Genomic DNA, 11923 nt, shown 5'->3' on the forward strand with positions numbered 1-11923 from the left:
CAGCGATATGCTTACGCATCGCCCCACAGGTCATGCGCGTCGGCGCGGGTGATCTCGACGTCGAAGAATTCACCCACTTTCAGCTTCTTGTGCGGCTCGTACGGCTTCTTCACGTAGACCACGCCGTCGATCTCGGGCGCGTCGGCAGCGGAACGGCCGACGGCGCCGCTCGGGGTCAGCTCGTCGATCAGTACGCGCACGGTCTTGCCGACCTTGGCCTGCAGGCGCTTGCGCGAGATTTCCTCTTGCAGCAGCATCACACGGCCGCGGCGCTCTTCGCGCACTTCTTCCGGCACCGGATTGGCGATTTCGTTGGCAGTAGCGCCTTCCACCGGCGAGTAGGCGAAGCAGCCCAGGCGGTCGATCTGCGCTTCCTTCAGGAAGTCCAGCAGGTATTCGAATTCCGCTTCGGTTTCGCCCGGGAAGCCGGCGATGAAGGTGGAGCGGATGGTCAGCTCCGGGTTCATCGCGCGCCAGCCCAGGATGCGGTCCAGGTTCTTCTCGCCGCTGGCCGGACGCTTCATGCGCTTCAGTACGTCGGGGTGGGCGTGCTGCATCGGGATATCCAGGTAAGGCAGCACATGGCCGCCGCTCATCAGCGGGATGATCTGGTCCACGTGCGGGTACGGGTAGACGTAATGCAGGCGGATCCAGGCGCCGTAAGACTTGGCCAGCTCGCCCAGCGCTTCGGTCAGCTGCGTCATGTGGGTCTTGATGGGGCGGCCGTTCCAGAAGCCGGAGCGGAACTTCACGTCCACGCCGTAGGCCGACGTATCCTGCGAAATGACCAGCAATTCCTTCACGCCGGACTTGAACAAGTTCTCCGCTTCCAGCATCAGTTCCGCGATCGGACGGGACACCAGGTCGCCGCGCATGGACGGGATGATGCAGAAGCTGCAGCGGTGGTTGCAGCCCTCGGAAATCTTCAGGTAGGCATAGTGCTTGGGCGTCAGCTTGACGCCTTGCGGCGGCAGCAGATCGATGAAGGGCTCGTGCGGCTTCGGCAGGTGGTGGTGGACCGATGCCATCACTTCGCCCAGCGCGTGCGGGCCGGTCACGGCCAGCACTTTCGGGTGTATGGATTTGATCAGGTCATTGCCTTCGCCGTCCTTCTTGGCGCCCAGGCAGCCGGTGACGATCACTTTGCCGTTTTCAGCCAGCGCTTCGCCGATGGCGTCCAGCGACTCCTGCACGGCGGCGTCGATGAAGCCGCAGGTGTTTACGATCACGAGGTCGGCGCCATCATAGGACTTGGCGGTCTCGTAACCCTCGGCGCGCAGCTGGGTCAGGATCTGTTCGGAGTCAACCAGCGCTTTCGGGCAGCCGAGCGAAACGAATCCGACCTTGGGAGCGGTGCCGGCGGGTGCCGCTGCGGTTGCAGCCTTGGGAATACGGGAGATTTCTTGCATGGTAATAGAAGAGCAATCAAAGTTCAGACCAATCGAACATTATACCCTATTGCCGCCTCCCGGCCTTCCCCATCTCAGGCTGGCCCAGCCCCCTGCCCGGCCCCGCCCAGCCATGCTTCGATGGCGGCACTGGATACCGGCCGGCTGTACAGATAGCCCTGGCCCTTGTCGCAGCCCTGGGCAGCCACCACCGCCGCCTGCTGCGGGGTTTCTATGCCCTCGGCCACCGTGTTCATGCCCAGGCTGCGCGCCACCTTCACCGTGGCCTCGATCAGCACTTCGTGGTGCCGGCTGGTGGCGGCCAGCGTGATGAAGGAACGGTCGATCTTCACCGTATCCACCGGCAGCAGATGCAGGCTCGAGAGCGACGAATAGCCGGTGCCGAAATCGTCCAGCGCCAGCTTGATGCCCAGCGCCTTCAGCGCCAGCAGTTGGTCGCGCACGTTTTCGCCCTGCGCCGCGAGGCTCTCCGTGATCTCCAGTTGCAGGCTCTGCGGCGCCATGCCGCTGGCGGCGAGCATGGCTGCCACCCTGTCGCACAAGCCCTCCTGGCTAAGCTGCGCGCGCGACAGGTTGACTGCCAGCAGGCGCGGCGCCGCTTCTCCCAGCTGTTTTTGCCAGCGCACGAAGTCGGCGCATGCCATGGCCAGCACCTGTTCGCCGATGGCGCCGATCAGGCCGCAGTCCTCGGCAATGCCGATGAACTCCACCGGCCCCACCACGCCACGCACCGGGTGGCGCCAGCGCACCAGCGCCTCCACGCCGGCGGCACGGTCGATGGCGCCACCGGCCAGCAGGCCAACCACCGGCTGGTAGACGGTAAACAACTCGCCGCGTTCGACCGCGTTGCGCAGATCCGCCTCGATGCCGCCGCGCAGCACCGCCTCCTCGCGCATGCGGCGCTGGAACAAGGCGCAGCGGCCGCCACCCTGTGCCTTCGCAACGCCCATGGCAATGGCGGCGTCACGCAACAGCCCGTCGGGATCCTCGTTGCCCTCCCGATCCTGGTCCTGGTCCTGGTCCAGCAGCACGATACCGATGCTGAAGGTGCACGTCAGCTCATGCTCGGCCACGCTGTAGGGCCGGCTCAGGCGGTCCAGCAAGCGATTGGCGATGCTTTCGGCGGTGGCCCGCTCCGGCAGGCCGTCCAGCAGTACAACGAACTCGTCGCCGCCAGTGCGGGCCGCCACTTCGGCAGCAGCAGCCAGTGCCGCCACGCGGCTGCTGGAGCGCACGGTCGCGCGCAGGCGCTCGGCGACCAGCACCATGATCTGGTCGCCCACATCGTTGCCGAAGGTGGCGTTGATCTGCTTGAAGCGGTCCAGGTTGATGGACAGGACGGCGCCATGGTCGCCGGCCGGCGTTCGCGCACGCCGGACCATGCCGCGCAGCAGGTCCAGTGCGCCGGCGCGGTTGGGCAGCCGGGTCAGCACATCCTGCCGCGCCGCACTGGCGAGCCGGGTGGCCAGCGTGCGCTGTTCGCGCAGCACCTCGTGGGTGGCGTCCAGCAGCACCGCCATCAGGCGGCTGCCGTCCACCTTCAGCAAGCCCAGCGACAGCACGGCAGGCGCGGACTGGCCGCGCCCGCCATCCGGCCGCAAGGCATCGCGCTGCAGGACGATGCGCTTGCCTTCGCAGACCACGCCGTGCGCGCCCCCGAAGCCGGCACACAGCGGCTGCAAGTCCGGCGCGAACGGTTGCAGCACATGGAACAGATTGCTCAAGTCCCCATCGGGCGCGAGCGGCATCAGCAACTGCGAGGCCATCGGATTGAGCATTTCGATCTCGCCGTTCGGCTGCAGCTGGATCAGCGCCACCGGCGCGCTGTATAGAAACTGGATCAGGCTCTCGTAGGCGCTGTCGGCCTCATGGCCCGTCATAGGCGCTGGACCAGCACGTAAGCGAGCGCCGCCTGCGGGGCGGACAGCAGCCGCAGCCGGACCTTGGTCGGCCGCATGCGCAGCGTCAGCACGTAGGGAATGGTGTCGTCGAGCGCCTCGCCAGCGTCAAGCGCGTCAGCGAAACGCTGCGCCACGAGAAAATTGTTCATGCAGGGCGCCACCACGCTGAACAGGTCTTTGTCGAGCACCCTCTCTGGGCTCAGTCCAGCGGCTTGCGATTCGAAAGTATTGTAGCGGAGCACCCGGCCGTCCCGGCCGAAGCCGATCACCCCGAACTGCAGCGCGTCCAGCGCCGCCTCGTCCATGGCCTCCAGCCGTTCGGCCAAGCCTGGATCGTCAAACCCTGCATCTGCTTGCATCGTCATATTTCAGCTCCTTTACCGACGGGAAACGGCATAGTCCACTCTAACATGCCGGCCAGCGAGGTGGCGAAGCAGACGCCCGCGTAAAAAAAAACCCGGCAGCGCCGGGTTGGGGACATTATTTCTTGTCGGTAGGAGGTACCGGTATAACGAAGGGGAAGGTGCCGAACAGCGATTTGCTCTGGTTCTGCATCTGCTCCTGCATCTGCACGAACAGGCTCTTGCTCTGGTCGATGTAGTTATTCATCATGCCCTGCATCATGGGGCCCTGGACGTTCATGAACTGGGTCCACATTTCCGGACTGAACGGCTTGCCGTCCAGCGAGGCGCTGGTGAACTTGCGCTGGATGTCGGTGAACGCTTCCACGTTCTTTTCCAGGTAAGAGCCCATCATGCCCTGCATGGCGTGGCCATAGTAGCGGATGATCTGTGCCAGCACGCCGGTGGAGAACATCGGCACGCCGCTGGCCTCCTCTTCCAGGATGATCTGCAACAGGATGCTGCGGGTCAGGTCTTCGTTCGATTTCGCGTCGACCACCGTGAATTCTTCGTTGTCCAGCACCAGTTGCTTGACGTCGGTCAGCGTGATGTAGGAGCTGGTCTGCGTGTCATACAGACGGCGATTGGGATATTTCTTGATCAAGCGTTCCGCATTTTTTTTTGCACTACTCATCACAAGTCCACGTATTGCGCCGCAGCGCGTTAATCCGAAAAAAAAGCGAACCAGGTCCGCTTTTTCACAAGCCTTATAAGCCTATTATAGAGTGAAAAAATCTCATCAGCACGTTCCGGCTTATAACTTTCGTGTTTTATTGCAACGCAACTAAAACACTAGTCCGGCCCAGTTCGCTTTCCTTCAGTCCGCTTTCATCTTGACATAGCGTCCCGGGGCCGGCTCTAGCGGCCGGTATTTGGCGTTGCCGGGCTGGGCGGGGGCGTCGATATCCTTGCCGCCGTGCTCGGCCAGGAACCTGGCCCATTCCGGCCACCAGCTGCCGGCATGCTCGCTGGCACCGCTGAGCCACTCTTCGGCTTCCGGACGCTTGGCCTTGGCGGTTTTCGGCGTGGCCTCGTCATTGATCCAGTAGTTGCGCTTCTTTTTCGACGCCGGATTGATCACGCCGGCGATGTGGCCGGACGCCCCCAGCACGAAACGGTTGGCCTTGGGCTTTTTCGGGTTCAGGATGCTGAGCGAACTGTAGGCGGAGGTCCACGGCACGATGTGGTCTTCGCGCGAAGCGTATACAAACGCCGGCGCGTCGATGGCCGACAGGTCGACCTTCTCGCCCGCCACGGTCAGCTTGCCCGGCACTTTCAGGCTGTTCTCCAGGTAGGTGTTGCGCAGATACCAGCAGAACATCGGACCCGGCAGGTTGGTGCTGTCGGCGTTCCAGTACAGCAGGTCGAACGGCACCGGCTCGTTGCCCTTCAGGTAATTCGACTGCACGTAGTTCCACACCAGGTCGTTCGGACGCAGGCTGGAGAAGGTGGTGGCCAGGTCGCGCCCCGGCATCAGGCCGCCGTGCTTCAGGCTTTGCTCGCGCAGCTGGACCTGGGTTTCGTCGACGAACACGTTCAGCACGCCGGTGTCGGCGAAGTCGAGGAAGGTGGTCAGCAAGGTCAGGCTGGCGGCCGGCTGCTGGCCGCGCGCGGCCAATACGGCCAGCGCGGTGCTGACCAGGGTGCCGCCGACGCAGAATCCGAAGGCGTTGATCTTGTCCTGGCCGCTGATCTCCTTGACGATGCCGACCGCGTTGATGACGCCGCGCTCGACGTAATCGTCCCAGCTGACCTTGGCCATGGACTGGTCCGGATTGCGCCACGACACCAGGAACACGGTATTGCCCTGCTCCACCGCGTAGCGCACCACCGAGTTCTCCGGCTGCAGGTCGAGGATGTAGAACTTGTTGATGCAAGGCGGCACCATCAGCAGCGGGCGCTCGTGCACCTTGGCGCTGGTGGGCGTGTACTGGATCAGCTGGAACAGGTCGTTCTCGTAGACCACCTGGCCCGGCGTCAGCGCCAGGTTGCGGCCCACTTCGAAGGCGGACTCGTCGGACAGCGAGATGTGGCCTTTCTGCATGTCGGCCAACATATTGGCCAGGCCCTTGGTCAGGCTTTCGCCCTTGCTTTCCACCAGCTTTTGCTGGGCTTCCGGGTTGGTGGCGAGGAAGTTGGCGGGCGACATGGCATCCACCACTTGCTGCACAGCAAAGCGGATTTTCTGTTTCTGGTGCGGCGAGGCGTCGATGGCATCGGCCATCGCGGTCAAGAACTTCGCGTTTAACAGGTATGATGCGGCATTGAAAGCGGTTACCGGGTTGCTTTGCCAGGCGGCCGAGGAGAAACGGCGGTCGCTCAGCGACGGCGCCTTGCCCGACAGGACTTCCTGCCACAGCGCGCCGAATTGCTCGAGGTAGTCGTTTTTCAGTTGCTCGATCGTGTCAGGCTTGATGGTGGCGCCGGCGTCGCGCAGGATCGCGCCCACCGGGTTGGACTGGGCGTCCGGCACCATGTTGAACCAGGATTGCCACTGGCCGGGGTCGCTGAACTGCGACATCCAGGAGGTGGCAAAGGCTTGAGGATCGGGCAATTTCATGTTTAGTCCATAAAAAGAGTTTTTTACCGAGACTGCTTATGCTGATTGTCGCTGTTGCTTGGATCTACGTGGTGCTGCTGATGGCGTTCACCGAACCTACCGTGGTTGCCGGGATTATGACGTTTTCGCTGTATTGCATGTTGCCATTGGGAATACTATTCTATTTAACGGGTTCGGGTCGGCGCAAGCGTGCGCGCGCAGAACGCGACGCACGCCCGGCGCCGCCCGAGCAGCCCCCCGAAGCCTAAGGCCAGGCGGCCGCACGTTATTTGATCCAGATCAAACTCGCTTGCCTTCCGGTCACGCCGTCGCGCCGGTAGGAATAAAAACGGCCGGAATTCGACACCGTGCAGTATTCCCCGCCCGCGACGCGGGTCACCCCGTCGCGCCGCAGGATGGCGCGCGCCAGCGCGTACATGTCCGCCAGGTATTTGCCGGGCTTGGCCGGAATGGGCGCGAACGCCGCCCGCACCAGCGCCTCGGCTGCCGCCGCGTCCTCCGCTTGCTGGGCCTGCTTCAGGAACGCTTGCAGCACGTCGTTGCCGACTTCGAAACGCACCGGGCCGATGGCCACGCCCAGCCAGGCCATGATCTCCCCCGCCCCGGCGTCGCGCATGGCGCGCGTGGTTTCCTGCAGCACCCCATCGGCCAGGCCGCGCCAGCCCGCGTGCGCCGCGGCCACCACCGTGCCGGCGGTGTCGCAGAACAGCACCGGCAGGCAGTCGGCCGTGAGGATAGCGCAAACCGTATTCGGCACGCGCGCGATACTGGCGTCGGCCGTCGGCACCTGGCCGGGACGCACCTTGCCGGCGTCCACCACGGCCACGCCGTGCACCTGGTTCAGCCAGACCGGCTCGTCCGGCAACTCGGCCGCCAGCAGCGCGCGGTTCTGCGCCACGTTGTGGGGCTGGTCGCCGACATGGATGCCCAGGTTCAGGCCGCCGCTGCCCTGGCCGTCGTCATAAGGCGGCGGGCTGACGCCGCCGCGCCGCGTGGTGGCCAGCGTGCCGATATTGGGCGGCAGGCCCGGCCACTCGGGCACCAGCAATTGGAGGGATGGCCTGAAGACTGTCATCAGTCGTCGTCGCCGTAGTCGAAGTCGTCTTCCTGGTAGTCGTCTTCGATGTCGCCGCCCACGTCGCCCAGGCCGGGATTGTGGATGCCGACCTTGTCCAGCAGCTCGGCAAAATCGTCGGCCAGCGGCACGCGCCATTCGCAGGCCTCACCGGTGGCCGGGTGGATCAGGCCCAGGCGGCGCGCCTGCAGCGCCTGGCGCGGGAAGAAGTGCGTCAGGTGCGGCTTGCCGTACACATAGTCGCCGATCAGCGGGAAGCCGAGGTGGGCCATGTGCACGCGGATCTGGTGGGTGCGGCCGGTGGACAGGCGGCACTGCACCAGGCTCACCGGACGGCCGTCCAGCACGCCCGACTCGATACGCTCGTAGTGCGTGATGGCCGGCTTGGCGCCCAGGCCGGTGGACACGGCCATCTTGACGCGATCCTTCTGGTGGCGGCCCATGGGCGCGTTGATGGTGCCGCCGGACTGCGGCGTGCCCCACACCAGGCACCAGTATTCGCGCTTGACGGTGCGCGCCTGCAGCTGGCGCACCAGGTCGGTCTGGGCGGCCAGGGTCTTGCCCACCACCATCAGGCCGCTGGTGTCCTTGTCCAGCCGGTGCACGATGCCGGCGCGCGGCACGCCGATCAGTTGCGGGCAATGGTGCAGCAGGCCGTTCAGCAGCGTCCCGCTCCAGTTGCCGTTGCCCGGGTGAACCACCACACCGGCCGCCTTGTTGACCACGATCAAGTGCTCATCTTCATAGACGATGTCCAGGTCCATTTCTTCCGGCTTGTAAGCCTCGGTTTCCTGGTCCGGCTGCGGCAGGATGACGACCTTCTCGTCGCCATACACGGTGGCCTTGGTCTTGGAGGTCTTGCCGTCCACGGTAACGAAGCCGTCCTCGATCCACATCTGCAGGCGGCCGCGCGAAAACTGGGGCACCAGCTTGGAGATGACTTTGTCGAGGCGTTCGCCGCACGCTTCGGGGCTCAATTCGAGTACGATAGGGGCCAGCGCGTCGCCGGCCTCGTCTTCGCCCAGGAAGTCAGCATCAAAGTCGGCGTCTATTTCGTTATTAGTTAAAATCACAGCATTCCCATCGGCTATAATCAGCCAGTTGTACAATCTTGGTTAAACGTTCTTGCAAAACAACATGCAAAAAAAATATTCGGCTATCGCAGCAAAAGCAGCAGCAACCGCAGTAACTTTCGCACTGCTTGGCCTTTCCGGCTGCAGCTTGCTGCCGGAAAAGGCAGATGAAACCAAAGGCTGGTCCGCTACGAAATTATACTCGGAGGCCAAGGAGGAATTGGCAGGCGGACACTACGAGCGCGCAATTCAGTTGTTTGAAAGGCTGGAATCGAGCTATCCGTTCGGTACGTACGCAGTACAAGCCCAGATGGAAATCGCCTACGCCAACTACAAGGCGCAGGACCAGGCCCAGGCGCTGGCCGCCGTGGAGCGCTTCATCAAGCTGCACCCCAATCACGCCAACGTGGACTATATGTACTACCTGCGCGGCCTGATCAGCTTTAACGACCAGATCGGTTTCCTGAACTTCATCTACGAACAGGACCCCACCGAGCGCGATCCGAAAGCCACCCGCGAAGCCTTCGCAGCGTTTAAAGCGCTGGTCGACAAGTTCCCGGACAGCCAGTATACGCCGGATGCGATCGACCGTATGAAGTATCTGATCAACGCGATGGCCTCCTACGAGGTGCACGTGGCGCGTTACTACTACCGCCGCGGCGCCTATCTGGCCTCCGTGAACCGCGCCATGGGCGTGATCAGCGACTACCGCGACTCGCCGTCGATCGAGGAAGCGCTGTTCATCATGATCCGCGGCTACGAGAAAATGGGCAACGTCAAACTGCACGACGACGCCTTGCGCGTGTTCAAGCAGAACTACCCGAACAGCAAATTCCTCGACGAAGGCGTGAAAAAAGAACGCCAGTGGTGGAAACTCTGGGGCTAAGGACGGGCGGGATACGACGCTGCGCGTCCAGCCCGCCCTGCGTGCCGCTGTAGGGCGGGTCAGGCGGGACGCCGCAAGCCGCCAGGCTCAGTCCGCAACGCGGCGCCGGAACACCCAGGTACGCTCGTCCGAATCCTGCTTGTCGAAGGCGTAGCCGTCCACGTCGAAGGCCTTCAGTTTTTCCGGATTGGTGATGTTCTTCACCGCCGCGTAGCGCGCCAGCAGGCCGCGCGCGCGCTTGGCATAGAACGAAATAATCTTGTACTTGCCGTTCTTCCAGTCCTCGAACACGGGCGTGATGACCGGCATGCCCAGCCTGGCGCGCTTGACCGACTTGAAATATTCCTCCGAGGCAAGGTTCACCAGCACCTCGGCGCCCTGCTCTTCCGCTGTCTGGTTCAGCGCATCGGCGATGGTGTCGCCCCAGAAGGTGTACAAATCCTTGCCGCGCGGCGTGCTCAGGCGCGTACCCATCTCCAGCCGGTGCGGATGGATCAGGTCCAGCGGGCGCAGCATGCCGTACAGGCCGGACAGGATGCGCACCCGGCGCTGGGTGTAGTCAAGCTGCTTGGGCGTGAGCGTGCGCGCGGCCAGGCCGTCGTACACGTCGCCGTTGAACGTCATCACCGCCTGCCGCGCTTCGGACGTATCCTTGGTCCAGGAGGCATAGCGCGCCACGTTCAGCGAGGATAGCGCATCGGAAATATCCATCAGTTCGCCGATCTCGGCCGGCGAATATTCGCGCAGGCGGTTGATCAGCTGCTCGGAATGGTCGAGAAAATCGGGTTGGGTGTGCAGCTTGGTGGTCGGAGGGGTCTCCAGGTCGAGACTTTTGGCGGGCGAAAGCACTATCAGCATAAATTTTAAGAATACTTACTTCATATCAAGAACCGACATGATACCTGTTTCGCCAAAACGCATCGTGCTGGACACCAATGTCTGCCTCGACCTGTTCGTCTTCAATGACCCGCGCTGGGCGGCGCTGCTGTCCGCCATCGAAAGCGGCGCCGTGGAAGCCATCACGCGCGCCGACTGCCGCGAGGAATACCTGGTGGTGCTGCACTACCAGCACCTGCCGCTGGACGACGACAGCCGTCCCCTGAGCGCGGCGCGCTTCGACCAGCTGATCAAGGTGGTGGCGCCGCCGGAGTCGGGCATCCGCCTGCCGGTGTGCACCGACCGCGACGACCAGAAATTCCTGGAACTGGCGCGCGACGCCGGCGCGGCCATCCTCATCACCAAGGACAAGGCGCTGCTGAAACTGGGCAAGCGCCTGGCCAAGGCCGGCATGTTCAAGGTGATGGTGCCGGAAGCGTGGACACTGGAGGCCTGAACCTCCCGTGCAATAAAATAGCGGGCTTTTGAGCAACACCGAACCAGGGCGCCTGCGCTAGAATAAGCAAACGCATTCTTACGCCAACGCCCTATGAACAGCCGTCAAATTCCGCCTGCAACGCCCGTCCTGACCACCCGCTTGCCGGCCGTCGGCACCACCGTCTTCACCCGCATGTCCACGCTGGCCGCCGAACACGGCGCCGTCAACCTGGGCCAGGGCTTCCCCGACTTCGCCTGCGAGCCGACACTGGTCGATATGGTGACCGACGCCATGCGCTCCGGCTTCAACCAGTATCCGATGATGACCGGCGCGCCGGTGCTGCGGCAGGCCATCGTCGCCAAGATTGCCGCGCACTACGGCCATGCATACGACGTCAACGCCGAGATCACCGTCACCGCCGGCGCCACCCAGGCGCTGACCACCGCCATCCTGTGCGCGGTCCATCCGGGCGAGGAAGTGATCGTCATCGAACCGGCATACGACAGCTACCTGCCCGCCATCGAACTGGCCGGCGGCGTGGCCGTGCGGGTGCAGATGGAAGTGGGCGCGGCCGGCTACAGCGTGCCGTGGCACAAGGTGCAGGCTGCCGTCAGCGGCAAAACCCGCATGATCGTCATCAACACCCCGCACAATCCCACCGGCAGCGTGCTGCGCGAAGCGGACATGCTGGCATTGGCCGACATCGTGCGCGGCACCAATGTGCTGATCCTGTCGGACGAGGTGTACGAGCACATGGTGTACGACGGCCAGCGCCACGAGTCGATCTGCCGCCACCCGGACCTGGCCGCGCGCAGCTTCGTCGTTTCCAGCTTCGGCAAAACCTATCACGTCACCGGCTGGAAAATCGGCTACGTGGCAGCGCCGGCGGCGCTGATGGCGGAGTTCCGCAAGGTGCACCAGTACAACGTGTTCTCGATCAACACGCCCATGCAGCACGGCATCGCCGGCTACATGGCCGACCCGGCGCCCTACCTGGACCTGCCGGCGTTCTACCAGCGCAAGCGCGACATCTTCCGCAATGGCCTGCAAGGCAGCCGCTTCGAGCTGCTGCCGGCCGACGGCACTTATTTCCAGTGCGTGCGCTACGGCGCCATTTCGGACATGCCGGAAGCGCAGTTCGCGGAATGGCTGACCACCGAGATCAAGGTGGCGGCGATACCGGTTTCGGCGTTTTACCAGCAGGGCAAGGAGTCGGGCATCGTGCGCTTCTGCTTTGCCAAGAAGGACGACACACTGGCCCTGGCGCTTGAACGCCTGGCCGGCATATAAGAAGACCGGCGGC

12 protein-coding genes are annotated in these 11923 nt (G+C 63.6%); 4 read left to right on the forward strand and 8 right to left on the reverse strand.

The genetic code is table 11. The annotated features are described in order from the left end of the window. Positions 1–11: 11 nt before the first annotated feature. The 5 genes from rimO to phaC form a co-directional block, all read right to left on the reverse strand. Entirely contained in the window at positions 12–1409 is a 1398-nt protein-coding gene (gene rimO, locus AC6H42_RS11475) for a 30S ribosomal protein S12 methylthiotransferase RimO (RefSeq protein WP_057154649.1), read from the reverse strand. A 74-nt stretch (positions 1410–1483) separates the two neighbouring features. Next, entirely contained in the window at positions 1484–3289 is a 1806-nt protein-coding gene (locus AC6H42_RS11480) for a putative bifunctional diguanylate cyclase/phosphodiesterase (protein ID WP_497548084.1), read from the reverse strand. Further along, positions 3286–3675: a PAS domain-containing protein gene (locus AC6H42_RS11485; protein WP_057154651.1), complete on the reverse strand. Its 390-nt coding sequence runs from the start codon at positions 3673–3675 to the stop codon at positions 3286–3288. The genes AC6H42_RS11480 and AC6H42_RS11485 overlap by 4 nt, the downstream gene beginning before the upstream one ends. A gap of 115 nt (positions 3676–3790) precedes the next feature. Beyond that, positions 3791–4345, reverse strand: a complete 555-nt coding sequence (gene phaR / locus AC6H42_RS11490) for a polyhydroxyalkanoate synthesis repressor PhaR (RefSeq protein ID WP_057154652.1) — start codon at positions 4343–4345, stop codon at positions 3791–3793. 183 nt (positions 4346–4528) lie between these two features. Further along, on the reverse strand, positions 4529–6271 hold the full coding sequence (gene phaC, locus AC6H42_RS11495) for a class I poly(R)-hydroxyalkanoic acid synthase (protein ID WP_497548085.1): 1743 nt from the start codon (positions 6269–6271) through the stop codon (positions 4529–4531). A 38-nt stretch (positions 6272–6309) separates the two neighbouring features. Between phaC and AC6H42_RS11500 the strand changes: the two genes are divergently transcribed. After that, a complete protein-coding gene (locus AC6H42_RS11500) occupies positions 6310–6519 on the forward strand; it encodes a hypothetical protein (protein ID WP_057154654.1) in 210 nt (69 codons plus the stop codon). 17 nt (positions 6520–6536) lie between these two features. Here the strand turns inward: AC6H42_RS11500 and pgeF are convergent, their stop codons facing one another. After that, a complete protein-coding gene (gene pgeF / locus AC6H42_RS11505) occupies positions 6537–7346 on the reverse strand; it encodes a peptidoglycan editing factor PgeF (RefSeq protein ID WP_057154655.1) in 810 nt (269 codons plus the stop codon). Beyond that, a complete protein-coding gene (locus AC6H42_RS11510; protein ID WP_057154770.1) occupies positions 7346–8419 on the reverse strand; it encodes an RluA family pseudouridine synthase in 1074 nt (357 codons plus the stop codon). The genes pgeF and AC6H42_RS11510 overlap by 1 nt, the downstream gene beginning before the upstream one ends. A gap of 64 nt (positions 8420–8483) precedes the next feature. On the opposite strand from AC6H42_RS11510, the gene AC6H42_RS11515 reads away from it, so the two are divergent. Next, a complete protein-coding gene (locus AC6H42_RS11515; RefSeq protein ID WP_497548086.1) occupies positions 8484–9305 on the forward strand; it encodes an outer membrane protein assembly factor BamD in 822 nt (273 codons plus the stop codon). A gap of 87 nt (positions 9306–9392) precedes the next feature. Here the strand turns inward: AC6H42_RS11515 and yaaA are convergent, their stop codons facing one another. Continuing rightward, positions 9393–10163 (reverse strand): peroxide stress protein YaaA, encoded by a 771-nt coding sequence (gene yaaA / locus AC6H42_RS11520; RefSeq protein ID WP_057154657.1) that lies wholly within the window; start codon positions 10161–10163, stop codon positions 9393–9395. A 37-nt stretch (positions 10164–10200) separates the two neighbouring features. Between yaaA and AC6H42_RS11525 the strand changes: the two genes are divergently transcribed. Continuing rightward, on the forward strand, positions 10201–10638 hold the full coding sequence (locus tag AC6H42_RS11525; RefSeq protein WP_057154658.1) for a putative toxin-antitoxin system toxin component, PIN family: 438 nt from the start codon (positions 10201–10203) through the stop codon (positions 10636–10638). A 93-nt stretch (positions 10639–10731) separates the two neighbouring features. Then, complete coding sequence (locus AC6H42_RS11530; protein ID WP_497548087.1) at positions 10732–11910, forward strand: pyridoxal phosphate-dependent aminotransferase; 1179 nt, start codon at positions 10732–10734, stop codon at positions 11908–11910. The last annotated feature ends 13 nt before the right edge of the window (positions 11911–11923 follow it).

This window comes from Massilia sp. NBRC 108631, assembly GCF_059704565.1.